At 60.5% G+C, this 23,583-nt stretch carries 20 protein-coding genes; 8 read left to right on the top strand and 12 right to left on the bottom strand.

Annotation, left to right across the window (positions count from 1 at the left end):
- The first annotated feature begins 82 nt into the window (after positions 1-82).
- Positions 83-1,729, top strand: coding sequence for a 3-(methylthio)propionyl-CoA ligase (locus tag LNV08_RS21160; RefSeq protein WP_318014142.1), 1,647 nt, complete (start codon positions 83-85; stop codon positions 1,727-1,729).
- A 25-nt stretch (positions 1,730-1,754) separates the two neighbouring features.
- Here LNV08_RS21160 and LNV08_RS21155 read toward each other — a convergent pair whose 3' ends face one another.
- Positions 1,755-3,041, bottom strand: coding sequence for an esterase/lipase family protein (locus tag LNV08_RS21155; protein ID WP_263535722.1), 1,287 nt, complete (start codon positions 3,039-3,041; stop codon positions 1,755-1,757).
- Between the two features lie 76 nt (positions 3,042-3,117).
- The gene (locus LNV08_RS21150; protein WP_263535721.1) at positions 3,118-4,047 is read right to left on the bottom strand and encodes a DUF3667 domain-containing protein; all 930 of its coding nucleotides are present in this window, start codon (positions 4,045-4,047) and stop codon (positions 3,118-3,120) included.
- A gap of 147 nt (positions 4,048-4,194) precedes the next feature.
- Between LNV08_RS21150 and LNV08_RS21145 the strand changes: the two genes are divergently transcribed.
- Positions 4,195-5,535 carry a UDP-glucose dehydrogenase family protein gene (locus LNV08_RS21145; RefSeq protein WP_263535720.1) on the top strand — a complete coding sequence of 447 codons (1,341 nt, stop codon included), beginning with the start codon at positions 4,195-4,197 and terminating at the stop codon, positions 5,533-5,535.
- On the opposite strand, the gene rfbC is transcribed toward LNV08_RS21145, so the two are convergent.
- From rfbC to LNV08_RS21100, 9 genes are read right to left on the bottom strand one after another with little or no spacing between them, the layout of a single operon-like run.
- Positions 5,524-6,078 (bottom strand): dTDP-4-dehydrorhamnose 3,5-epimerase, encoded by a 555-nt coding sequence (rfbC, locus tag LNV08_RS21140; RefSeq protein ID WP_263535719.1) that lies wholly within the window; start codon positions 6,076-6,078, stop codon positions 5,524-5,526. The two genes, LNV08_RS21145 and rfbC, sit on opposite strands and share 12 nt — an antisense overlap.
- Positions 6,079-6,080: 2 nt before the next feature.
- Complete coding sequence (gene rfbA, locus LNV08_RS21135) at positions 6,081-6,968, bottom strand: glucose-1-phosphate thymidylyltransferase RfbA (RefSeq protein WP_263535718.1); 888 nt, start codon at positions 6,966-6,968, stop codon at positions 6,081-6,083.
- A 10-nt stretch (positions 6,969-6,978) separates the two neighbouring features.
- Positions 6,979-7,860 carry a dTDP-4-dehydrorhamnose reductase gene (rfbD, locus tag LNV08_RS21130; RefSeq protein WP_263535717.1) on the bottom strand — a complete coding sequence of 294 codons (882 nt, stop codon included), beginning with the start codon at positions 7,858-7,860 and terminating at the stop codon, positions 6,979-6,981.
- Positions 7,857-8,915 (bottom strand): dTDP-glucose 4,6-dehydratase, encoded by a 1,059-nt coding sequence (gene rfbB, locus LNV08_RS21125; RefSeq protein WP_263535716.1) that lies wholly within the window; start codon positions 8,913-8,915, stop codon positions 7,857-7,859. Before rfbB ends, rfbD begins: the two co-directional genes overlap by 4 nt.
- 15 nt (positions 8,916-8,930) lie before the next feature.
- Positions 8,931-10,220: a nucleotide sugar dehydrogenase gene (locus LNV08_RS21120; protein WP_263535715.1), complete on the bottom strand. Its 1,290-nt coding sequence runs from the start codon at positions 10,218-10,220 to the stop codon at positions 8,931-8,933.
- Positions 10,221-10,258: 38 nt separating this feature from the next.
- Positions 10,259-11,698: a mannose-1-phosphate guanylyltransferase/mannose-6-phosphate isomerase gene (locus LNV08_RS21115; RefSeq protein ID WP_263535714.1), complete on the bottom strand. Its 1,440-nt coding sequence runs from the start codon at positions 11,696-11,698 to the stop codon at positions 10,259-10,261.
- Between the two features lie 24 nt (positions 11,699-11,722).
- Complete coding sequence (gene galE, locus LNV08_RS21110; RefSeq protein ID WP_263535713.1) at positions 11,723-12,739, bottom strand: UDP-glucose 4-epimerase GalE; 1,017 nt, start codon at positions 12,737-12,739, stop codon at positions 11,723-11,725.
- Positions 12,740-12,749: 10 nt separating this feature from the next.
- Complete coding sequence (locus tag LNV08_RS21105; protein ID WP_263535712.1) at positions 12,750-13,997, bottom strand: hypothetical protein; 1,248 nt, start codon at positions 13,995-13,997, stop codon at positions 12,750-12,752.
- Positions 13,998-14,043: 46 nt separating this feature from the next.
- Entirely contained in the window at positions 14,044-15,435 is a 1,392-nt protein-coding gene (locus tag LNV08_RS21100) for an undecaprenyl-phosphate glucose phosphotransferase (RefSeq protein WP_263535711.1), read from the bottom strand.
- A 198-nt stretch (positions 15,436-15,633) separates the two neighbouring features.
- On the opposite strand from LNV08_RS21100, the gene LNV08_RS21095 reads away from it, so the two are divergent.
- From LNV08_RS21095 to aspS, 6 genes are all read left to right on the top strand, one after another.
- The gene (locus LNV08_RS21095; RefSeq protein ID WP_263535710.1) at positions 15,634-16,158 is read left to right on the top strand and encodes a hypothetical protein; all 525 of its coding nucleotides are present in this window, start codon (positions 15,634-15,636) and stop codon (positions 16,156-16,158) included.
- Entirely contained in the window at positions 16,155-17,720 is a 1,566-nt protein-coding gene (gene ubiB, locus LNV08_RS21090; protein WP_263535709.1) for a ubiquinone biosynthesis regulatory protein kinase UbiB, read from the top strand. The genes LNV08_RS21095 and ubiB overlap by 4 nt, the downstream gene beginning before the upstream one ends.
- 51 nt (positions 17,721-17,771) lie before the next feature.
- Entirely contained in the window at positions 17,772-19,223 is a 1,452-nt protein-coding gene (locus tag LNV08_RS21085; RefSeq protein ID WP_263535708.1) for a sodium:solute symporter family protein, read from the top strand.
- Between the two features lie 68 nt (positions 19,224-19,291).
- Positions 19,292-19,618 (top strand): FmdB family zinc ribbon protein, encoded by a 327-nt coding sequence (locus LNV08_RS21080; protein WP_263535707.1) that lies wholly within the window; start codon positions 19,292-19,294, stop codon positions 19,616-19,618.
- Between the two features lie 7 nt (positions 19,619-19,625).
- Positions 19,626-20,291 (top strand): DUF502 domain-containing protein, encoded by a 666-nt coding sequence (locus tag LNV08_RS21075; RefSeq protein ID WP_263535706.1) that lies wholly within the window; start codon positions 19,626-19,628, stop codon positions 20,289-20,291.
- A gap of 123 nt (positions 20,292-20,414) precedes the next feature.
- On the top strand, positions 20,415-22,211 hold the full coding sequence (aspS, locus tag LNV08_RS21070) for an aspartate--tRNA ligase (RefSeq protein WP_263535705.1): 1,797 nt from the start codon (positions 20,415-20,417) through the stop codon (positions 22,209-22,211).
- Between the two features lie 81 nt (positions 22,212-22,292).
- Here aspS and LNV08_RS21065 read toward each other — a convergent pair.
- A protein-coding gene (locus LNV08_RS21065) for an IS3 family transposase (RefSeq protein ID WP_263535704.1) occupies positions 22,293-23,518 on the bottom strand; the annotation gives its coding sequence in 2 pieces (ribosomal slippage) (positions 22,293-23,174 and positions 23,177-23,518; 1,224 coding nt in all).
- Between the last annotated feature and the right edge of the window lie 65 nt (positions 23,519-23,583).

Here is a 23,583-nt window from a genome sequence, read left to right as displayed (position 1 = left end):
TATGCCGCTGGCGTGGGCAGGCCTAGACTGAATGTGTAAATTGGCGCTGCCTACGCCGGTGCCTCAAACAGGAGATAGACACATGGCTTTGATGGGTCAGATGATGACGATGCCGCTGCTGATTTCGTCGCTGCTCAAGCATGCGGCGCGGCATGCGGGCGATACCGAGATTGTCAGCAAGCGGGTCGAGGGCGATTTGCACCGCTACAACTGGCGCGCAGCGGAGCTGCGAGCGCGCCAACTCGCGCAGGCGCTGGCCCGCTTGGGCTGCGTCCCTGGCGACCGCATTGCTACCTTGGCTTGGAATGGCTACCGGCACCTGGAGATTTATTACGGCGTGTCGGGCTCGGCCCTGGTTTGCCACACCATCAACCCGCGCCTCTTCCCAGAGCAGATCGCCTGGATCGCCAATGATGCACAGGACCGCGTGCTCTGCTTTGATCTGAATTTTCTGCCCCTGGTGGAGAAATTGGCCGAGCACATGCCCAGCATCAAGCACTATGTGTTGATGACGGCTCGCGCTCACATGCCGGCGCAGACTTCCTTGCCGAGCCTGCTTTGCTATGAAGAGCTGATAGAGGCCGAAGACGGCCACTACGCCTGGCCCGAGTTTGACGAGCAGACGGCGTCCAGCATCTGCTACACCTCAGGCACGACCGGCCACCCCAAGGGTGCCGTCTACAGCCACCGCTCTACCGTCTTGCATGCTTTTGCGGCGGCGCTGCCGGACGCGCTGGACTGCTCGGCCCGCGATGTGGTGATGCCTGTGGTGCCGATGTTCCATGTCAATGCCTGGGGGCTGCCCTATGCCTGTGCCATGGTCGGCTGCAAGCTGGTGATGCCGGGGCCGCATATGGACGGCAAGTCGCTGTATGAGCTGTTCGAGGGCGAGGGTGTCACCTTCAGCGCAGGCGTGCCGACCATCTGGCTGGGGCTGCTGACGTATGTGAAAGCCAATGGCCTGAAGTTCTCCAGCTTCAAGCGCACGGTGATTGGGGGCTCGGCCTGCCCGCCGGCGATGATGGCGACGCTGATCGACGAGTTTGGTGTCGACGTCATCCATGCCTGGGGCATGACCGAGATGTCGCCGCTGGGCACCGCAGCCAAATTGAATGCCGCGCAGTTGCAACTGCCCCAAGAGGAGCAGCGCCGCTTGTTGGCCAAGCAGGGCCGAGCGATTTACGGCGTGGATATGAACGTCATCGATGACGACGGTCAGGTCTTGCCTTGGGACGGCGTCAGCGCCGGCAATCTGGTGGTGCGCGGCCCTTGGGTGATCGACCGCTATTACGGTCATGCCGAGTCGGCCTTGATCACGGTCGCCGGGGAGCCGGGCTGGTTCCCGACCGGCGACGTGGCCACCATAGACGCCCAGGGCTTTATGCAGATCACCGATCGCAGCAAGGATGTGATCAAGTCTGGCGGCGAATGGATCAGCTCGATTGATCTGGAAAACATTGCGGTCGCTCACCCCGCCGTGTTCGAAGCGGCGGTGATTGCCTGTGCGCATCCGAAGTGGGACGAGCGGCCGCTGCTGGTGGTGGTTAAAAAGCCCGATGCCGAGCTGACGGCCGAGCAACTGCTGGCCTTTTTCGAAGGCCGCATCGCCAAATGGCAAATCCCGGACGATGTGGTGTTCGTGACCGAGTTGCCGCACACAGCCACCGGCAAGCTGCAAAAGCTGAAATTGCGCGAGCAGTTCAAAGCCCATCGCCTGGCAGGGCTTTGAAATTTTTGAAGGCTGCGGTCCAAAGCTACTGCTTGGTCTGTTTTTGCGGCGTAGTGTGCAGCCAATTCAAGAGTTGCTGGCAGACGACGGGGCTGCTCAGCAACTCCATATGGTTCATGCGGTAACAGACCAGTTGCTCTGACTTGGCAAAGCCTAGATCGCGCCGGGGATCACTGTGCTCGCCCAAGGCGCTGTGCAAGGGCACCAAGCCGTCACCAATCAAGCGGTTGGCGAGAGCCCCGCCGCGTTTAGCGGTCTTCGCGGACATGGTCGCGGCGACCGCGAAGCAGTTGATGCCGGCCGGCAGCGGCGTGATCAGGCGTTGATCGGGCAGTCGATGGAAGCGGTCGTCGCCCTGCCAGTCCTCATCGCGTACATGGCCGTGTCGCAGATCGGTGATGCCGGCGCTGCGCAATTGGCCGAGCTTGGCCAGGGGAGCGGTGTAGGACGTGCTGCCCAGCAGCACATCGATCCAATTGCCGGCTCGCTCCAGCGGCGCGCCGTGATGAGGGGTACCGAGGAAGATGATGTTCTTGAGCAAAGGCAGCCAAGACAGGCTTTGCTGGCCGGCGATGTGGCAGGCACTGCGTGTCAACAGTCCACCCATGCTGTGGGCGACGATGCTGATTTCTTCAAGCGGTACGGGCCAATGTCGGGTCACCAATTCCAGTTGTGCCGCTAGCTCGCGGCCGTTCTGCGAGGTGTGCAGGCCAGAGTTGTAGCGCAGATAGATGGGGGTGTATCCCAGCGCGGCAGCGAGCGCCTGTCCATGATCGACCGTGCGGCCCTTGTCCGAGGCTTGCCACTGCAGATCGTTCATGCACAGACCATGGATCAGCAGCAAGACCTTGCCGTTCGGCTTGAAGTCGGGGGGCAGGGCTTGCCAGTTCAAAGCCAAACCCTTCCAGCGCATGCTCATGGTCGTGGCCAGGGGGTTGCCGGTGGCCAGCAGGTGGTCCCCCATCACGCCGTTCAAGGCCGCCAGCAGAGCGGCTCGCTGAGTGCTCTCTTGTTGCTCTGTACCTTCGCTGCCCGACTGCAGCATTGGCTCGAGCCGCTTCAACAGCGCTTGCAAGCTGGCGCCAACCAAGCGGTTGACGCCATGTACGCTTCGATAGGCCATGCCGGTGACGCCACGCGTCTGCCCAGGTGCCGGGCCGCCGGGCATGCCCAGGCGCGCCCAGATCGACTGATGCACGCCTTCGACAATGCGTGCAATGCCGGCTGTCGCCTGGCTGCCCAACTGGGCAATGCCGCGCAAATCTGTGGCCTGCAGGTGATGGGCCTTACGTCTAGGTTTGTTTGAGTTCATGCTGGCAGAGCCGGCAACAAAAAAGGTCGCCAAGCCACTTGATTGTGGGGCCAGCCCGCTAGAGGCGCGGCTCTATTCAGCTTACCAAGGTCAAGAGGGCAAAGCTGGCGAACACCAAGCCGATGCTGCTGAGGTTCAGTACAAACAGCACAAACGCCCGCGGCAGGGTGCTCCACCAGCGGCAGCGGTAAACGCGGTGCAGGGCGATGAGCGGATAGATCAAGGCGGCCAGGCCAGCCACCGCCGACAAGACCTCAGACTGAATCAATAGCAGCATCACCATCGCAAACCAGAAGGCGTGCAGATGCAGGGCGAAGGTCAGATGCTCGGTGTAGCGCATGCGCTTGTCCCAAAAAATCAGCTTCAGCCACAGCGCGAAGCAGGGCAGCAGCACAAACATGGTCGTGCCTACATTGTTCAGCGCCCGCTCGGACAACTGCACCATCTCCTTGGCCATGCCGGCGTGATCCAGCGTTAGGCGTCGCTCCAGGCGCTTGCACATCGATTCGGGCAGCTTGTCGCAAAAGAATACGCCGTCTTTCAATCCGACCTTGAAGCCGCCCAGCCCGCCGATCTGGATATTCTTGGTGTCGCCGTTCTCAAGCTGTATGGCTTTGGAACTGCTTGTTTTGTCGAACTCTGGGGTATTGGCTTCGATCTTGCCGCTGGTCACCAGGCGCAGCGACAACAAGGCCAGCACGCTGATGGTGAGGTACAGGCGCAGCGGCAGCACATAGCGCCGGCGCCGGCCGGCCAAATACTCCAGCGTCAATTGGCCCGGCAGCAGGAGCAGGCGCCACAGCGTGCGCCACAGCGCGCCCTCGGTCGAAATATAGGCGCCGCCAAACTGTTGAATGAATTCGAGCAAGGTGGGCGCGCGCAGGTTTGATTCCTGGCCGCAGGCGCCGCAAAACTTGGGCCGAGGGTTGGGGAAGGGCGTGCCGCAGTTTGGGCAGTGATCGGGCGCATCGGCGCTGGCGGCGGGCAATTCGTGCGAGGAACTCATGGCGGCATTGTCGGAGCAAGCACGGCTGCTGTGGCGAGCGGCGAATCCTTTCGCAATTTCACAGTGTCTACACAGTCGCCACGTAGCCTAGACGCAGCATAGCGACAGGCGATCCGTTTGGCGCTTCAAACTACCAGGAACATAGACATGAAAGTTACGGCAATTGGCACCGGCTATGTGGGCTTGGTGACGGGCGCATGTCTGGCGGAGATGGGCAATCATGTGTTGTGCCTGGACGTCAACGCCGAAAAGATTCGCATCTTGAACGAGGGCGAAATTCCGATTCATGAGCCCGGTCTGCAGGAGATCGTGCAGCGCAACGTGGCGGCGGGCCGCTTGCAGTTCACCACCGATATTGACCGGGCCGTCAACCACGGCACCATCATGTTCATCGGTGTGGGCACGCCGCCGGACGAAGACGGGTCGGCCGACCTGCAATATGTGCTCGCGGCAGCGCGTTCGATTGGCGCGCGCATGACCGATTACAAGGTGATCGTCGACAAGAGCACGGTACCGGTCGGCACGGCGGACAAGGTGCGCGCTGCGGTGGCGGAAGAGTTGGCCAAGCGCGGCTCGACGCTGGCGTTCTCGGTCGTGTCCAACCCGGAGTTCTTGAAGGAAGGCGCAGCGGTCGAAGACTTCATGAAGCCCGACCGCATCATCATTGGCTCCGATGATGAGCAGGCCACGCTGTTCATGCGGGCCCTGTACTCACCCTTCACCCGCAACAATGACCGCATGGTGGTGATGGACCTGCGCAGCGCAGAGTTCACCAAATACGCGGCCAACGCCATGCTGGCCACGCGCATCAGCTTTATGAACGAGCTGGCGCTGCTGGCCGAGAAGGTCGGCGCGGATATCGAGTTAGTTCGCCGGGGCATAGGGTCGGATCCGCGCATTGGCTACAGCTTTTTATATGCGGGTGCCGGCTATGGCGGCTCTTGCTTCCCCAAAGATGTAAAGGCCTTGGTGCAGGCCGCGCAGGCTGAAGGCGTGTCGCTGCGCGTATTGGCGGCGGTGGAGCAGGCCAATGAGCGACAAAAGATGGTGCTGGTGGACAAAGTGGTGGCGCGCTTTGGGGCCAATCTGAGCGGGCGCCATTTCGCCATTTGGGGCTTGGCCTTCAAGCCCAATACCGACGATATGCGCGAGGCCCCGGCGTTGGTGGTCGTGCAAGAGCTGATTCGCTTGGGCGCGACGGTGACGGCCTATGACCCGGTCGCCATGCCCGAAGCCAAGCGGGTGTTGGGTGACCTGAGAAGCTTGAGTTTTTGCGAGCGGGCCGAGCAAGCGCTAGCGGGTGCTGATGCCTTGGTGCTGGTGACCGAGTGGAAGGAGTTCAAGAGCCCTGACTTTGACGCCATCAAGGCAGCATTGAAGCAGCCGGTCGTGTTTGACGGCCGCAATCAGTACGAACCTTCATTGATGAAGGTGTTGGGGCTGGAGCACCACGGCATCGGCCGCGGTTCGGCTCAATCAGTCAAATAGCCTTGCTGCGTAGGCCAGCAAAGGCGCTTTGGCGTCTTTGTCTGCCAGCAGGGCCGGCACACCGGTGTCCGGCCACTCAATGCCGATCGCGGGGTCATCCCAGCGCACCGCGCCCTCGCATTGCGGGGCGTAGTAGTCGGTGGTTTTGTAGAGGAAGTCCGCCGTCTCGCTCAAGACCAAAAAGCCGTGAGCAAAGCCCGGCGGCACCCAGAGCTGGCGCTGGTTTTCGGCGCTCAGCTCGACGCCTTCCCAGCGGCCGAAGTTGGGGCTGGAGCGACGAATATCGACCGCCACATCAAACACGGCACCGCTGACCACGCGCACCAACTTGCCTTGCGTGTGGGGCGGCAGCTGGAAATGCAGGCCACGCAACACACCTCTGGCCGAGCGGGAGTGGTTGTCCTGTACGAAGCGAGCGTCGTAACCGACCGCTTGATTGAACACGCGCTCGCTCCAGCTCTCGCTGAAAAAGCCGCGCGCATCGCCAAAGACCTTGGGCTCGACGATCAAGACCTCGGGCAGGCGGGTGGGGGTAATGTTCATTGTCAGAAGGCTTTCTCGCTCAACAGCTTTTGCAGGTATTGGCCGTAGCCGTTCTTGGCCAGCGGCTTGGCCAGCGCGGCCAATTGATCGGCCGTGATCCAGCCCGAGCGGTAGGCGATTTCTTCGGGGCAAGCGACCTTCAGACCCTGGCGCTTTTCCAGCGTGGCGATGAATTGGCCCGCTTCCAACAGGCTGTCATGGGTGCCGGTGTCTAACCATGCATAGCCGCGGCCCATGATCTCGACTTGTAACTGCTGCTGCTTGAGGTACTGCGCATTGACGTCGGTGATTTCCAACTCGCCGCGTGGGCTGGGCTTGATGGCGGCGGCGATATCACAGACCTGCTCGTCGTAGAAATACAGACCGGTGACGGCGTAATTGCTCTTCGGCTGCAGCGGCTTTTCGGCAACTGACAAAGCTTTCTTGTTCGCATCGAACTCTACGACGCCGTAACGCTCGGGATCCGTTACATGGTAGGCAAAGACAGTCGCGCCGCTGGTATTGGCGTTGGCGTTTGACAGCAGGCCTTGGAAATCGTGGCCGTAGAAAATGTTGTCGCCCAAGACCAAGGCGCTGGGGCTGCCGCCAATGAAGTCGCGGCCCAGGATAAAGGCCTGCGCCAGGCCGTCCGGGCTGGGTTGCACGCAGTAGCTGATGTTCAGGCCCCAGCGCTTGCCGTCGCCCAGCAGCGCTTCGAAGCGCGGGATGTCTTGCGGCGTGCTGATCAAGAGAATGTCGCGGATGCCGGCCAGCATCAAGGTCGCCAGTGGGTAATACACCATCGGTTTGTCATAGACCGGCAGCAGCTGCTTGCTCATGGCCAGCGTTGCGGGGTGCAGGCGCGTGCCCGAACCACCGGCGAGGATGATGCCTTTGCGATTGTTTGTCATGAAGTCTTCCTCAGAGGATTTCGGTCAGCATGCGATCGACGCCCACTTGCCAAGCTGGCAATGTGAGGCCAAAGGCGGCTTGTAGTTTGTGGGTGGACAGGCGCGAATTCAGCGGCCGCTGCGCGGGTGTCGGGTAATCAGCTGTCGGGATCGGCAGCAGTTGGCCCGCGCTGACCTTGATCGGTGTTCCTTTGGTCCGTGCAAATTCGATCACATGCTGCGCATAGGCATGCCAGCTGGTTTCGCCACTGGCCACCGCGTGATAGGTTCCGCTCAGCGCTGGCCTAGCTAAGGTGGCTCTGAGCATATGGGCCGTCAGGTCGGCCAGCAGGTCGGCACCGGTGGGCGCGCCAATCTGGTCACTGATGACCGTCAAATGCTCGCGCTCGGCGGCCAGGCGCAACATGGTCTTGGCGAAATTGCCGCCACGCGCGGCGTAAACCCAGCTGGTGCGCAGAATCAGGTGTTGGCATCCGCTGGAGCGGATGGCGTCCTCGCCGGCTAACTTGCTGCTACCGTAAATGCTCAGCGGCGCGGTGGCTGCAGTTTCATCGCGGGGCTGATCGCCGCTGCCGTCGAACACATAGTCCGTGCTGTATTGGATCAGCAAAGCGCCCAAAGCCTTGGCCTCCAGAGCCAACAAACCCGGCGCGGTGGCGTTGATTTGCTCTGCCAAGGCTTGCTCGGATTCGGCCTTGTCGACGGCGGTGTAGGCGGCTGCGTTGACGATCACTTGTGGAGCGATGGCCTTGACCTTGGCAAGCAAGCACTGACTGTCGACCAGATCGCCACCGTCATGGCGATCCAGTGCAATCAACTCACCGAGCGGCGCCAAGGCGCGTTGCAGCTCCCAGCCGACTTGGCCGTTCTTCCCGAATAGCAGGATTCTCATGCGCTGTACTGCTGAGCCACCCAATCGCGGTAGGCACCGCTCTGTACCCGCGATACCCAATCTGGGTTGGCCAAATACCACTGCACCGTCTTGCGAATGCCGGTGGCGAAGGTCTCGGCCGGGCGCCAGCCGAGCTCGCGCTCGATCTTGCGGGCATCGATGGCATAGCGCCTGTCATGGCCGGGGCGGTCTTTGACGTAAGTGATCAGGCGCTTGTAACTGCCGGCAGGGTCTGGCCGTAATTCGTCCAGCAAGGCGCAGACGGTGTGCACGATGTCCAGATTGGTCATCTCGTTCCAGCCGCCGATGTTGTAGACCTCTCCAACTTGGCCACCGGCCAGCACGGCGCGGATCGCCGACGCGTGGTCGGTTACATACAACCAGTCCCGTACATTTTGGCCGTCACCATAGATGGGCAGCGGCTTGCCCGCCAGCGCGTTGACGATCATCAGCGGGATCAACTTCTCGGGGAAGTGCAGCGGCCCGTAGTTGTTCGAGCAATTGGTGGTCAGCACCGGCAGGCCGTAGGTGTGGTGCCAGGCACGAACCAGATGGTCGCTGGCGGCCTTGCTGGCCGAGTAGGGGCTGTTGGGCTCGTAGGTCTTGGTCTCGTCGAAAGGCGCGTCGTCGGCCCCCAGCGAGCCGTAAACCTCGTCGGTCGAGACATGGTGGAAACGAAACGCCGCCTTGGCTGCCCCGTCCAACTCGCTCCAATAGGCGCGCGCCGCTTCGAGCAGCGTGTAGGTGCCCTCAATATTGGTGCGCATAAAGGCGCCGGGGCCGCTGATCGAACGGTCCACATGGCTTTCGGCCGCGAAGTGGACCAAGGCGCGCGGCCGGTGTTCGGCCAGCAGCTTGGCAACAAGTGCGCCGTCGCAGATATCGCCCTTGACGAAGCTGTGACGAGCATCGCCGTCCAAGGAGGCTAGGTTCTCCAGATTGCCAGCATAGGTCAGCGCGTCCAATGTCACCACCGGCTCATCTGAGGCGCGCAGCCAGTCCAAGACAAAGTTGCTGCCAATAAAGCCGGCGCCGCCGGTTACAAGAATAGTCATATTTAACTTAACAAATTAGAGACGCCAGACGCGCAGACCAACTGCCTGCAGGGCTTGTTGATCAAAGGCCGCCTTGACGTCGATGAAGGCACCGCCTGGCACCAGCTTGGCTGCCAGATCCGCCGTACTCAGGGCCTTGTAGCTCTTGTGCGCAACCGCTGCGACGATGGCATCGGCTTTCGGAAGTTGCTCCCAAGTGACCGGCCGCACACCGTATTCATGCACGGCTTCCTCCACATCGGCATCCGGGTCGGTGACGATTACTTCGACGCCGTAAGTCTTCAGCTCGGTGATGATGTCGATGACCTTGGAGTTGCGCAAATCGGCGCAGTCTTCCTTGAAGGTCAGGCCCAGGACATTGACCTTGGCACCCTTGATCGCGCTGCCGGCGGCAATCATCTGCTTGATGGTCTGCTCGGCGATGAATTTGCCCATGCCGTCATTGATGCGCCGGCCAGCCAAAATTACTTGTGGGTGATAGCCCAACATGTCGGCTTTGTGCGTCAGGTAGTAAGGGTCGACGCCGATGCAATGGCCGCCGACCAGGCCCGGCTTGAACTTCAGGAAGTTCCACTTGGTGCCGGCCGCTTCCAGCACTTCGGAGGTGTCGATGCCGATCTTGTCGAAGATGATGGACAACTCGTTCATCAAGGCGATGTTCAGGTCACGCTGGGTGTTCTCGATCACCTTGGCGGCCTCGGCCACCTTGATGCTGGCGGCGCGGTGCACGCCGGGGATGATGATCTTTTCGTAGACCTTGGCGACGGTGTCAAGGGTCGCGGGCGTATCGCCGGAGACGATCTTGAGGATCTTGGTCAGCGTGTGTTCTTTGTCGCCTGGGTTGATGCGCTCGGGGGAATAGCCGATGAAGAAGTCGGTCTTCCACTTCAGGCCCGACTCGCGCTCCAGCACCGGGATGCAGACCTCTTCGGTCGCACCGGGGTAGACGGTCGATTCATAGACGACGATGGCACCCTTTTTGAGGTGGCGGCCAACGCTGGTGCTGGCACCGACGAGGGGGCGGAAGTCGGGAATATGGGCGTCGTCGACCGGCGTGGGCACGGCCACGATGATGACGTCGGCCTCGCGCAGGCAGGCCGGATCAAAGCTGTATTCGGCATGTGGTGACTGGCTCATTTCCTCGTCACTCAACTCACGTGAGGGGTCAACACCGGCCTGGCATTTGGCGACCTTGTCCTTGGCAATGTCAAAGCCAATGGTGCGGCCATGCTTGCCGAACTCGATCACCAGGGGCAAGCCCACATAACCCAAACCGACGACGGCAATCACGCTCTTTTCGCTCATTCCCTATTCCCCAAATTAACTAGTTGAAACTTTTGGCCTTAACTGCGGCCGTACGTATCTTCAAAGCGCACGATATCGTCCTCGCCCAGATAGGAGCCGGACTGCACCTCGATAATTTCCAGCGGCACCTTACCCGGATTGGCCAGCCTGTGCGTTTGGCCCAGCGGGATATATGTGCTTTGGTTCTCGCTCAGCAGCAAAACCTTGTCACCATTGGTAATCTCGGCTGTACCGGAAACAACAATCCAGTGCTCGGCCCGGTGGTGGTGCATCTGCAAGCTCAGCGTCGCACCCGGCTTGACCATGATGCGCTTGACCTGGAAACGCTCGCCTGAATCCACGCTGTCATACCAGCCCCAGGGCCGGTGCACCTTGCGGTGCAGGGTCTGCTCGCCGCGCTTTTCGGCGTCCAGACGTGCGACGATTTTCTTCACCTCTTGACTACGGGCGCGGTCGCTGACCAGGATCGCGTCGGGCGTTTCCACCACCACGACATCGCTCAGGCCGACCACGCTGACCAAGCGGCTGGTCGCATGCACCAAGGTGTTGTGACTGTCGCTGAAGATTGCATCACCAATCGCCGCATTGCCGTCGGCGTCCTTGTCTGCCACTTGCCACACCGCGTCCCAGGCCCCCAGATCGTTCCAGCCGGCGTCCAGCGCCAACATGCGCAGCGGGATGTCGCTGCCGGGGCAGCGCTCCATCACCGCATAGTCGACCGACTCGGAAGGCACAGCGGCGAACTCGGCCTTACCGGGACGGATAAATTTGGCGTCAACCGAGCGTGCCGCCCAAGCCGTGCGGGTGGCGGCGGCGATGTCCGGTCGGAAGCGCTCCAAGGCCTTGATCCAGACGCTAGCGCGCAGTACAAACAAGCCGCTATTCCAGAAATAATTGCCCTCGGCCACATAACGTTCGGCCGTGGCGGCGTCGGGTTTCTCGACGAACTGGGCGACACCCAGACCGTTCGCGTCGGCCTCGGTGCGGATATAGCCAAAGCCCGTCTCGGCGCGGTCGGGTGTGATGCCCAGGATCACGATGGCGCCCTCGGCCGCTTGACGTATGGCTTGCTGCAAAGCGGCGGTGAAGGCTGGGCCGTCGGTAACGGTTTGGTCGGACGGGGTCACCACCAGCACCGGGTCTGCGCCATTCTCCAAAGCGTGCAGCGCAGCCAGTGTCAGCGCAGGCGCGGTGTTGCGGCCCATCGGTTCCAGCAAGACGCCGCTGGTCTCCAGGCCGGTTTCGCGCAGCTGATCCAGCACCAGAAAGCGGTGCTCTTCATTGCCGATGATGGCCGGCCCGGCCAGCGCGATGTCGGCCGCGGCGAGCGCGCCCAGGCGTTGGGCCGCTTGCTGGAACAAGCTGGTATTGCCCGACAAGACCAGAAACTGCTTGGGGAAGCCAGCGCGCGACAGGGGCCAGAGGCGGGTGCCGCTGCCGCCGGCCATGATGACGGGCAGAACTTGGATCAGAGACATTCTAGAGTTCCAAAAAAAGAAAAATCAGGCGAAACCTTGCGGATTCATGCTTTGCCAGCGCCAGCTGTCCTCGCACATCTGCTTGAGGTCATGGCGTGCTTGCCAACCCAAGCGTTCAAGGGCAAATTGCGGGTCTGCGTAGCAGGCGGCCACATCGCCGGGGCGGCGGGCGACGATCTCGTAAGGTACGCTTCGCCCGCTGGCCGCCTCATAAGCCTTGACCAGATCGAGCACGCTATAGCCTTGGCCGGTGCCCAGATTGACAGTGATGGATTCCTTGACGCCTAAGAGAAAGCGCAGCGCTGCGACATGGCCCTCGGCCAAGTCCAGCACATGGATGTAGTCGCGCACGCCGGTGCCGTCGGGCGTAGCGTAGTCATTGCCGAATACCTGCAGACGCGAGCGCCGGCCGACAGCAACCTGCGCCACATAAGGCATCAAATTGTTCGGCGTGCCTCGCGGATCTTCGCCGATCAAGCCGCTGGCATGCGCGCCGACCGGGTTGAAATAGCGAAGCGCGGCGGTTTGCCACGCGGGGTCGGCCGCGCCCAAGTCGCGCAGAATTGTCTCGCCCATCAGCTTGGTGGCGCCATAAGGGTTGACGGCCGACAGCGCCGCGTTTTCGCGCAAGGGCAGGCTTTCCGGGACGCCGTAGACGGTGGCGCTGGAACTGAACACCATGCGCTTGCAGTCGAAGCGGACCATGGTCTCGCATATATTGATCAGACCGCCCAGGTTGTTGCGGTAATAGCTGAGCGGCTGCGCACTTGATTCACCGACCGCCTTGAAGGCGGCAAAATGCACAACAGCGTCCGGTTGATACCGCTCGAACACCGCATTCATGGCGCCGGCGTCGCAGACGTCGGCGCGCTCGAACACCGGCTCTTGCCCACTCAAGGTTTTCAAGCGATTCAGCACCTCAGGCGAGCTGTTCGAGAAATTGTCGACGCCGACCACCTCAAAGCCTGCAGCCTGCAAGGCCAGCCAGGTGTGGGAAGCGATATAGCCGGCGGCGCCGGTCAGCAAGATGCGTGCGGTCATGTTGTCGGCTTTAGTACATCAGGATCTGACCGTAGCAGCCGTAGCTGTTTGCATCAAAGCTGTAGATCTCTTGCGAACTGTTGCGTGAGGACTTGTTGAACTGGCAACCCATGGTGATGCCGCGCGAATATTGCCAACGTGCGCCCAGATTGAATGAGTTGTCGCGGTCGGTTTCGTCGGATCGAACGGTTGAGCCTCCGTAGATGCGGCGGCTATTTGAGGTACTCAATCCGCCAGTGAGAAAGACCTTGCCGGTCAACTCGTAATTCGCGTTGACTTGCAGGCCGTTGGTGATGCGGTCTTGTTCGGAACTGGTATTGGCGTTGGTGAACGAAGATTCCAGACCGGTGTCGCGGCTGATGCTGCTCGAGACATTCCATTTGGCGGTCGGCTGCCAGGCCCAAGTGACCCGGCCGGTCACGCCGGAGAAGTCGTTACCCACACCTTGTTTGATCTTGGAGCGACCGGTGCTGATGCGACCGTCCAGCGTGCTGGCGCCGCTGGCTACCCAGCGGGTGGTGAAGTCAATGTCCTTGCGCTCGAACTCGCGGGCGGCCACCGGCACGGTGATTTTCTGTGGCACACCATTGACCAAGATGAAGCCTGTGCGCGTATAGGCCGGGTATTTGTCGTTGGTCACACGGCCGGCCACGCCAAAGCGAAGGTCGGGGCTGGGTTGGTAGACGAGACCGAGGGAATAGCGGTTTTGGTCGAACTCAAACTGCGCGTATTCATCGGCGCTGAAACTGCGCGTGCGGTAGCCGGCGCCTGCCTCCAGCGAGTATTTGGTCACCAAGCCGACCCGCACCACGCCATTCAGATTGGTGTTGTTCTCGACGTTCTTCTTGCGCAGCGCCTCGGCCGTGCGTTCGGTATAGGTACTCAGCGCCTGGCTGTTGTCGATGTTGATGTTGCCGGAAAAGCGCTCGATGGTCGACCAATCCAAGCCGCCCTTGACCGAGTAGCCGACATTGTTGAGGTCGGTGTTTTTGCTGTAGCGGTTGGTGTTGACGTTGACGTCCGCATAGACGCGTTGGCGGCCTATGGGCTGGTTGACGCCGGCCAATAAACTTGCGGTGGCGACGGTATCGTCGTTGGGGCTGTAGACCGAGCGATAGATATTCGAGACGCGGTTGATGCCGAGCGAGCCGCCGTAGTAATAGGGGTTGGATTCGGCCAATGCCGATGTGGCGCCCCCCCAAGCGAGTGTGCAGGCTGCAGCCAAGAGCAGTCGTCGTTGCGCGGTCGGCTTGAACATGTATGTCCTAATTAAATGGAGTTATCTGGCGAAACAGATCAGGCGGTCAATAAGCGTTGCGGTCAAACAGCATCAGGCGGGCGGTACGCGCAATGATCTGCAAATCCAATCCCAAGGACCAGTTGCGCAGGTACTCCAGATCATATTCAACCCGGGCTTCCATTTTGTCGATGGTATCGGTCTCGCCTCGCAGCCCGTTGACCTGAGCCCAGCCGGTTATACCGGGTTTGACCTTGTGCCTGACCATATAAGCCTTGATCAGTTTTCGATACTGCTCGTTGTGAGCCACCGCATGGGGGCGAGGGCCCACAATACTCATTTGCCCCTGCAAAACATTGATGAACTGAGGCAGTTCGTCAAGCGAAGTCCGGCGAATGAAGGCTCCGAACTTGGTGATGCGGGGATCTTCCTTGGTGGCCTGCTTAACCACAGGCCCATTGTCCTGCGTACGCATCGAACGGAATTTGTAGACAATGATTTCCTCGCCGTCTAGCCCGTTGCGCCGCTGCTTGAAAATAATGGGCCCGGGTGAACTGCGTTTCACGCCAATCGCGACGGCGATCAAAATCGGAGAAATCAAGACCAAAATCAAACTGGCCAAAATAATATCGCTGATGCGCTTGATCAACTCATTGGTGCCAGTGAATGGCGTTTCGCAAATGCCCACCACGGGAACGCCATTCATGTCTTGCAGGCGTCCTTGGATGATGCTGATACCAAAGACATCGGGCACAAAAAACAAAGATGCGGTCGTGCCTTGCACTTGTTCCAGCAACTGCACAATGCGCGGCTGAGAGCCTAGCGGCAGCGTGATGTAAACCTCACGAATACTGTGCGCGCGCACATAGTCGCTCAGGTCGCTGAGTTTTCCCAGTAATTTGTTGTTGGCGTCTTCATGCAGGCGATCGTCTTGCCGATCTTCAAAGTAGCCGAGGAAGTCTCGTCCTTGGTCGGGCCCGGCATTCAAGGCCCGCGCAACCTTGGCGCCGAGCGGGCCCGCGCCGACGATCACCGCGCCACGGCGTGCGCCACGGGTTCGGCGCGCACGCTCCCAGCGTCCGATCTGGATGGCGATGATTTGCAGTACCGGCGTCAGGCCCGCCCACCAGTACAAAACCTTGTTCTCGAAGTAGCCCATGCTGTTGGTGGCATAGCCGCACAGGGCAAGAATCACCAGCAATGCGCCCCAGGAACTCAGCAGGTCGACGGCAGCGCTGATGCTGCTGCTGCCGGAGAAGCGGTTTCGACCCGGGAAGGTCAAGGCGAACACCAACAAGCACAGAGTGAGGCCGGACCTGAGGATTGGCTCGTCAAAGTAGGCGCTGACAGCCAAAAAACACAGCACGATGATGCCCGGTTCCAAGAATGCCGCTATCAGCGACTCGACCGACTGCGGCGCGCTGTAAAACGTTCTCTTGTAACTTCTGTCCTCGAACATTGATCTCCCTTACCCTTTGCTGATAGTTTGGCTTTGCCCCATGACTACAGGCACTCCAAGTCGATCGAACCAATAATGCCGACGTCCTCTGCACATCAAGGCAGAGGTTTGGAGCCGGCATTCTCTCTCAAATTTTTCTGAGCTTTGTTTCCCAGTTTCAGAGTTCGTAGGATTGACGCGACTCCCTACAATGCCGGCATGCTGAAATATTGGATGAACCTGGCAACGCCAGCCGCGCAGGATCGCATGATTCTGTTACTGAACCATGTCCTGAGCCGCGAATCTCACGCCACGGCTCGTTTGCTGCCTTTTTCAGGCAGGTCTGTTGTTTTGCATCTGCAGAACTGGCCAGCTTTGCTCCCGGCCGCTCCCGATTTGGTGCTGCTCGTCACTCCCGCCGGCTTGTTTGAGCGCCAAGCTGTGCCGGACACGGTGGCGGCGCTGCGGATTGAGCTGGATGCTGCCAATCCGGCCCTGCTGGCGCTGGGTGCGCTGCTGGGTGATAGACCCAGCGTGTCGGTGCAAGGGGACGCATCCTTCGCGGGTGAGATCAGCTGGCTGATGGAGAACCTGCGCTGGGATATCGAGGATGACTTGGCCGGCATCGTCGGGCCGGCCGCAGCGCATCAGCTCTCCGTCTGGGGGCGCTCTGCCGCCTCGGGCGTCGCGGCCTTGGCGCGCGGTGCGGCGGCCTTCAAGCCGGCCGGACGTGGCGCGGCATGAGGTACTTCGCGCGCCTGTTCGTCATTGTCTGGACGATTCTGCGTTTCGGCCTCGATGAGTTGGCGCTGTCGGGCTTTCGGCGCAAGCGCTTTCGGCTCTTGCGCCGTGCGGTTTCTCTGGGACGCAGCTGGGAGCAGCCGCGCGGCGTGCGCCTGCGCTTGGCGTTAGAGCATCTCGGGCCCATCTTCGTTAAATTCGGTCAGGTCTTGTCGACCCGGCGCGATCTGGTGCCCGAGGACATGATTGAGGAGCTGTCCAAGCTGCAAGACCGGGTGCCGCCGTTTCCCGCCGCTGAATCGCGCGCCCTGGTCGAGAAGGCTTTTGGGCGGCCGGTGGAGGATCTGTTTGGCAGTTTTGAGGCCGAGCCGGTCGCCAGCGCCTCGATTGCCCAAGTGCATTTCGCCACCCTCAAAGACGGGCGCGAGGTCGCGGTCAAGGTCTTGCGACCCGGCATGCTGGACACCATAGACGATGACCTGGCCCTGTTGCGAACCGTAGCGGTCTGGATCGAGCGCTTGTCGGCCGACGGGCGGCGGCTGAAGCCACGCGAAGTGGTGGCCGAGTTCAGCACCTATCTGCATGACGAGTTGGATCTCGTGCGCGAGGCGGCCAATGCGGCCCAGCTGCGCCGCAATATGACCGGCCTGGATCTGGTCATGGTGCCCGAGATGATGTGGGATATGTGCAGCTCCGACGTCATCGTGATGGAGCGCATGCACGGCGTGCCTATCTCGCAGCTGGAGCGACTCAAGGACGCCGGCATCGATATCCCCAAGCTCGCCCGTGACGGCGTGACGATATTTTTCACCCAGGTCTTCCGCGACGGTTTTTTCCATGCCGATATGCACCCCGGCAACATCCAGGTCAGCCTGAATCCGGCCACGTTCGGGCGCTATATCGCGCTCGACTTCGGCATCATCGGTACGCTGACCGAGGTGGACAAAGAATACTTGGCGCAGAACTTCATTGCCTTCTTCCGGCGCGACTACAAGCGTGTGGCCGAGTTGCATATCGCCTCCGGCTGGGTGCCGGCGGGCACAAGAGTGGACGAGTTGGAAAGCGCGGTGCGCGCGGTCTGCGAGCCGCATTTCGACCGGCCTTTGAAGGATATTTCTCTGGGCCAAGTCTTGATGCGCTTGTTCCAGACTTCGCGTCGCTTCAATGTAGAAATCCAGCCGCAGTTGGTGCTCTTGCAAAAAACCTTGCTCAATATCGAAGGCCTGGGTCGGCAGCTCGACCCTGAGCTTGATTTGTGGGCCACCGCCAAGCCGTTCCTGGAGCGCTGGATGAACGAGCAGGTCGGCTGGCGTGCTTTGCTCAACCAAATTCAGAAAGAAGCGCCTCGCTACGCCCAGCTCTTCCCCGAACTGCCGCGTTTGCTGCATGACGCATTGAAACGCCAAGCCTCGCCCTATGAAAGCCAGGCCATCACCGCCTTGCTGATTGAGCAGCAGCGCACTAATCGTCTGCTGAAGGGCTTGCTGTTCGGGGCAGGGGGCTTTGTTTTAGGTTTGGTGGGCGCGCATCTTTTGCTGCGCGCCGGGCTGGTGCTGGGCGGCTGAGGTTTTGGCGATAATCCCGCACGCTTTTGTGTCACCAAACGATCTGTCGCCATGCTTTTGACCCTGGTTTTTGCCTATCTCCTCGTCACCATCGCGATCGGCCTGTGGGCTGCGCGGCGGGTCAAGAACACCGCCGACTTTGCGATTGCCGGGCGCCACCTGCCGCTGGTGATGATCATCACCACGACTTTTGCGACCTGGTTCGGCTCGGAAACGGTTTTGGGCATACCGGCCAAGTTCGTGCAAAGCGGCTTGAATGGTGTGGTCGAAGACCCCTTCGGCGCCGGCACTTGCTTGATCCTGGTCGGCATCTTCTTTGCCGCGCGGCTCTACAAAATGAGCTTGCTGACGATCAGCGACTATTACCGCGAGCGCTACGGTCGGGTGGTCGAGGTGGTGTGTTCCTTCATCATCATCTTGTCGTACCTGGGCTGGGTGGCGGCGCAGGTCACAGCACTGGGCCTGGTGTTCAATCTGCTTTCGGGCGGCGCCATCAGCATTCCCATCGGCATGCTGATCGGCACGGCGTCGATCTTGGCCTACACGCTGTTCGGCGGCATGTGGTCGGTGGCGGTGACCGACTTCATACAGATGATCATCCTGGTCCTGGGCCTGAGCATCATTGCCTATTTCGCGGCGGATATGGCGGGCGGCGCCGACAAGGTGATCGCCCTGGCGAGCAGCAAGGAGTTATTCCGTTTCCTGCCCGAGCCGAGTTTCCACGATATCGTGTTCTTCCTGGCGGCGGCGGTCACGATGATGCTGGGTTCGATCCCGCAGCAAGACGTGTTCCAGCGCGTGATGTCGGCCAAGAATGAATATGCGGCCACGCGTGGCCCGGTGATTGGCGGCATCTGCTACATCTTGTTTGCCTTCGTGCCGATGTTTTTGGTCACCAGTGCCTTGATCATCATGCCCGAGCAGGCCGCGCAGCTGATCGCCGACGATCCGCAAAAAGTCATTCCGACCCTGGTGATGGAGCGCATGCCTTTTGTGATGCAGGTGATCTTTTTTGGGGCGCTTTTGTCGGCCTTGAAGTCCACCGCCTCGGCCACTTTGCTGGCGCCCTCGGTGACCTTTGTCGAGAACATCTGGCGGCAGTTTTTTCCGCGCATCAGTGATAAGCAAGAGCTGCGCACCATGCGCATTGCGGTGCTGATCTTCAGCGTCTGCGTCTGCGTCTACGCGATTGCGCTGGAAGGCACGCCAATTTACGAAATGGTATCGGCTGCCTATCAAGTCACCTTGGTCGGCGCATTTGTGCCGCTGGTTTTCGGCCTTTATTGGAAGCGCGCCAGCACCCAGGGCGCGATCTTTTCCATCGTGCTGGGCTTGCTGGCCTGGGGTTTGTTCAAGCTGACGCCGGCCGGTGAGGTCTTCCCGGCCCAGTTGGCGGGCTTGTTGGCGGGTGTTGTCGGCATGTTGGTGGGCACATTGGGCCCGCAGGCGATCAAGAATGTGCACGCTTCGCACCACAAATTGGCGCATGGCGCCGCCTCGTGAAAGCCTCGGCGGGAGCGGGTTCACGCCGGGCCTTTATAATTTGCGGTTTTGAATCAACGGTTTAGACCATGCCTATCTACGCTTACCGCTGCGCCGAATGCGGTCACGCCAAAGACGCCTTGCAAAGGCTTTCCGATGCACCGTTGACGACCTGCCCGGCCTGTGGCGCCGAGGCCTTTCAAAAGCAAGTCACTGCCGCTGGCTTCCAGCTCAAGGGCTCGGGCTGGTATGTGACCGATTTCAAGGATGGTGGCGCCAAGGCTGCGACCGCCGTAGCCCCCGCTGTACCGGCCGAATCCGCCGCGCCTACGGCTGCGCCAGCGCCGGCTGCGGCACCAGTGGCGGCCCCGGCCGCTGCGCCGGCACCAGCATCCAGCCCTACCGCCTCGTCCTAGGACTGCCTTGAAAAAATACATCATCACCGGCCTGCTGGTCTGGTTGCCGCTGGCCATCACCATCTGGGTGTTGCTCTGGGTGCTAGGCCTTATCAACGGCGTGTTCACCTCGCTGCTGGCCGCTTCGCAAGCCTTGCTGCCGGCTTCAATGGCGCAGAACATCGACGAGCTGCGCCATATCCCTGGCCTGGGTCTGCTGATTTTGGTCGGCGGCATGGCGCTGACCGGCATGTTCGTTGCCAATATTTTTGGCCAATGGTGGTTCAAGCAATGGGACCGACTGCTCTCCAATATTCCTATCGTCAAGAGCATTTACAGCTCGGTGAAACAGGTGTCGGACACGCTGTTTTCCAGCAGCGGCAATGCCTTTCGTGAGGCGGTGCTGGTGCAGTATCCGCATCAGGGCAGTTGGACGATCGCTTTCGTCACCGGCAAGCCTGGCGGTGAAGTCGCGCACGCCTTGGGTGAGCAAGAGCATGTCAGCTTATATGTACCGACCACGCCGAATCCAACCTCGGGTTTCTTTCTGATGATGCCGCGCAGCTCGGTGCGGCCGCTGAAGATGAGTGTTGATGCGGCGCTCAAGCACATCATCTCTATGGGTGTGGTGGCGCCGGATGAAGCGCAGTCACTTGATCCGAATGCAAAGGGGCGGCCCAATCTACCGGGTTGAGCATCTCGGCACATGCTCAGCCCTGAAGGCTTTCAAACCAGCCTCTTAGCGCCACCCTTACCGACAAATTTCGCCGCCCGCGCCAGTCTGCGCTGCGGCTCTGAAGAACACTGGAGTATCCCCATGAGAACTTGTTATGCCGGCCAAGTCAGCGAAAAGCTGCAAGACCAAACCGTGACCTTGATGGGCTGGGCCCATCGCCGCCGTGACCATGGTGGCGTGATCTTTATCGACCTGCGCGATCGTGAAGGTCTGGTGCAAGTCGTCTGTGACCCAGACCGTGCCGATATGTTTGCCATCGCCTCCGATGTGCGCAATGAGTTCTGCCTGAAGATCGTCGGCAAGGTTCGCCTGCGCCCGGCCGGCACCGAGAACGCCAACCTGACCAGCGGCAAGGTCGAGGTTTTGTGCCACCAGTTGGAAGTCTTGAACGCCAGCGTCACGCCGCCGTTCCAGATGGACGATGAGAACCTGTCCGAGACGACCCGCCTGACGCATCGCGTGCTGGATCTGCGCCGCCCTTATATGCAGAACAACCTGATGCTGCGCTACCGCGTCGCGATGGAAGTGCGCAAATACCTGGACGAGCGCGGCTTTGTCGACATCGAAACTCCGATGCTGACCAAGAGCACGCCGGAAGGCGCGCGCGACTATCTGGTGCCTTCGCGCGTGCATGACGGCATGTTCTTTGCGCTGCCGCAAAGCCCGCAGTTGTTCAAGCAATTGTTGATGGTGGCCGGTTTTGACCGTTACTACCAAATCACCAAATGCTTCCGTGACGAAGACTTGCGCGCCGATCGCCAGCCCGAATTCACGCAGATCGATATCGAGACCTCCTTCCTTGGCGAAGAAGAAATTCGCTCGATGTTCGAGGGCATGATCCGTCACGTCTTCAGCAAGAACTTGAATGTTGACTTGGGTGACTACCCTGTCATGACTTACGCCGATGCGATGCACCGCTTCGGCTCGGACAAGCCTGACCTGCGCGTCAAGCTTGAGTTCACCGAGCTGACCGATGTGATGGGCACGGTGGACTTCAAGGTCTTCTCGACACCTGCCACGACCAAGGGCGGCCGCGTCGTTGCTCTGCGCGTGCCTGGTGGCGCCTCGATCAGCCGGGGCGAGATCGACAGCTACACCGAGTTCGTCAAGATTTACGGCGCCAAGGGCCTGGCCTGGATCAAGGTCAATGAAGTGGCCAAGGGTCGCGAAGGCTTGCAGTCGCCTATCGTCAAGAACCTGCATGACCAGGCTGTGGCCGATATCCTGGCCCGTACCGGCGCGCAGGATGGCGACCTGATCTTCTTCGGCGCTGACCGCGCCAAGGTCGTCAATGATGCCATCGGCGCGCTGCGCCTGAAGGTCGGTCACAGCGAGTTCGGCAAGGCCAACGGTCTGTTCAACGACGTGTGGGCGCCGCTGTGGGTGGTGGACTTCCCGATGTTCGAACAGGACGAAGAGGGCGGCCGCTGGAACGCGGTGCACCATCCCTTCACGGCGCCCAAGGATGGCCATGAGGATCTGATGGTCACCGACCCGGGCGCTTGCATTGCCAAGGCCTACGACATGGTCTTGAACGGCTGGGAGCTGGGCGGCGGCTCGGTGCGTATCCACAAGGCCGATGTGCAGAGCAAGGTTTTTAGCGCTCTCAACATCAGCCCCGAAGATGCGCAAGAGAAGTTCGGCTTCCTGCTCGACGCGCTGCAGTACGGCGCGCCGCCGCACGGTGGCCTGGCTTTCGGCCTGGACCGCATCGTCACCATGATGACCAAGGCCGAGTCGATCCGCGACGTGATAGCTTTCCCGAAGACGCAGCGCGCGCAATGCCTGCTGACCGGTGCTCCAAGCAATGTCGACGACAAGCAACTCAAAGAGCTGCACATTCGTTTGCGCAATGCGGTGGCGGCGCCTAAGGCCTGACAGCCTGACAGCCTGGGCGACTGCATTTTTGTGACCCGTCCTGAGATAGGTTGACACTCAGAACGGTTGAAGAAATGCCGGTTACCCGGCCATGGACGCCCGGTGCACTGCATCGGGCGTTTGCATTTTCAACGACAGATGCGGTCGCTCGAAGTTGTAGATCTGAACTGACTCCGCAACCATGCGACGAGCTTGGGCGAGATCTAAAGGCCGATTGAGAAGCAACTCGTTCTTCAGGATGCCATTGACCCGTTCGGCCAAGGCGTTCTGGTAGCAGTCGTAGCCATCGGTCATCGAGCATTTGACACCGTGGCGACGGTGCAGCGACTGGTAGTAGGTCGAACAGTATTGAATGCCACGGTCCGAATGATGAACAAGCTGCTGTTGGGTCTGACGGCCACGCAATGCCATTCTCATAGCTTGGGCAACCTCTTCGGTCTGCAAGCTCGGGTGCACATGCCAGCCAACAATCTTGCGTGAGTGCGCGTCGGTCACCAAGCTCAAATAGACGAACTTGTCTGCTGTGGGCAAGTACGTGATATCAGCGACCCACAGCTGTTCGCTTCGTTTGACCTTGATCTGCTCGGGCCCCTCCTTAACCAAGTTTGGATGCCGCCTGAAGCGATGATGGCTGTCGGTGGTCTTGTGATACGCCCGCCGCGTCGGTACGAGCATCCTGGCGTTGCGCAGCACGTCAAACATGGCGTCTCTCCCCAGGGCGATGCCCGCCTGTTGTAGCGGCTGGCGAAGCAAGTAATGCAGCTTGCGAGTGCCCAGCCGCGGCTGGCGTATCCGCTGCTCATTGACCAACTTCACCACCGCCTCGGCGCGCAGCCCTCGCTCAACATTTGTCTGGCGTCCTTGGTAGTACGCCTGGCGGCTGATGCCCATGTAGTGGCAAGCCCTCGACACGCTCAACCCCTGGACGAGGTCTTGCGCGAGGACTTGTCCACAGGCTTTTTTACGACACGCACGCCGTAGTCCTTCTTCAGCACGTCCACGACGGCTTCGAAGAACTTGGCCCGTTCTTGTGCTTGCGCGAGTTGCACCTGCAGCGCCTTGATTTGTTGCTCCGGCGTGAGCGCTTTGGGGTTCTTGTCTATCGGCATAGCCGCCGATGATGCCGCACGCCCCCAACCTTGGCGACCGTGCTTGCGCAACCAGGTCAGCACCGTGCTGCACCCTTGAATGCCATACCGGGTCTGCGCCTGTTTGTAAGTCAGTTCGCCCTTTTCGACCTGCTCTACAACGGCCAGCTTAAAAGCCATCGTGTAGTCGCGCTGTGTTCGCTTGACGCCTGTATCCATCACACATGCCCTTTCTTGAAGGCAAATGTGTCAACCTGGGTCAGGACGGGTCATTGGCGTCAAAA

The sequence above is a fragment of the Paucibacter sp. TC2R-5 genome (assembly GCF_025717605.1).
Lineage (GTDB): Bacteria > Pseudomonadota > Gammaproteobacteria > Burkholderiales > Burkholderiaceae_C > Paucibacter_A > Paucibacter_A albus.
The sequence above is the reverse complement of the archived record's forward strand: the minus strand, read 5'-3'. Positions and strand labels throughout refer to the sequence as shown.

Excerpts from the sequence above, each read along its gene's own strand:
- LNV08_RS21145 (WP_263535720.1), top strand. The coding sequence starts at position 4,195 with ATGAAAGTTACGGCAATTGGCACCGGCTATGTGGGCTTGGTGACGGGC.
- LNV08_RS21080 (WP_263535707.1), top strand. The coding sequence starts at position 19,292 with ATGCCTATCTACGCTTACCGCTGCGCCGAATGCGGTCACGCCAAAGAC.
- LNV08_RS21100 (WP_263535711.1), bottom strand. The coding sequence starts at position 15,435 with ATGTTCGAGGACAGAAGTTACAAGAGAACGTTTTACAGCGCGCCGCAG.
- LNV08_RS21160 (WP_318014142.1), top strand. The coding sequence starts at position 83 with ATGGCTTTGATGGGTCAGATGATGACGATGCCGCTGCTGATTTCGTCG.
- rfbC (WP_263535719.1), bottom strand. The coding sequence starts at position 6,078 with ATGAACATTACCCCCACCCGCCTGCCCGAGGTCTTGATCGTCGAGCCC.
- rfbD (WP_263535717.1), bottom strand. The coding sequence starts at position 7,860 with ATGAGAATCCTGCTATTCGGGAAGAACGGCCAAGTCGGCTGGGAGCTG.
- LNV08_RS21085 (WP_263535708.1), top strand. The coding sequence starts at position 17,772 with ATGCTTTTGACCCTGGTTTTTGCCTATCTCCTCGTCACCATCGCGATC.
- LNV08_RS21120 (WP_263535715.1), bottom strand. The coding sequence starts at position 10,220 with ATGAGCGAAAAGAGCGTGATTGCCGTCGTCGGTTTGGGTTATGTGGGC.
- LNV08_RS21155 (WP_263535722.1), bottom strand. The coding sequence starts at position 3,041 with ATGAACTCAAACAAACCTAGACGTAAGGCCCATCACCTGCAGGCCACA.
- rfbB (WP_263535716.1), bottom strand. The coding sequence starts at position 8,915 with ATGACTATTCTTGTAACCGGCGGCGCCGGCTTTATTGGCAGCAACTTT.
- aspS (WP_263535705.1), top strand. The coding sequence starts at position 20,415 with ATGAGAACTTGTTATGCCGGCCAAGTCAGCGAAAAGCTGCAAGACCAA.
- LNV08_RS21105 (WP_263535712.1), bottom strand. The coding sequence starts at position 13,997 with ATGTTCAAGCCGACCGCGCAACGACGACTGCTCTTGGCTGCAGCCTGC.
- galE (WP_263535713.1), bottom strand. The coding sequence starts at position 12,739 with ATGACCGCACGCATCTTGCTGACCGGCGCCGCCGGCTATATCGCTTCC.
- rfbA (WP_263535718.1), bottom strand. The coding sequence starts at position 6,968 with ATGACAAACAATCGCAAAGGCATCATCCTCGCCGGTGGTTCGGGCACG.
- ubiB (WP_263535709.1), top strand. The coding sequence starts at position 16,155 with ATGAGGTACTTCGCGCGCCTGTTCGTCATTGTCTGGACGATTCTGCGT.
- LNV08_RS21095 (WP_263535710.1), top strand. The coding sequence starts at position 15,634 with ATGCTGAAATATTGGATGAACCTGGCAACGCCAGCCGCGCAGGATCGC.
- LNV08_RS21150 (WP_263535721.1), bottom strand. The coding sequence starts at position 4,047 with ATGAGTTCCTCGCACGAATTGCCCGCCGCCAGCGCCGATGCGCCCGAT.
- LNV08_RS21115 (WP_263535714.1), bottom strand. The coding sequence starts at position 11,698 with ATGTCTCTGATCCAAGTTCTGCCCGTCATCATGGCCGGCGGCAGCGGC.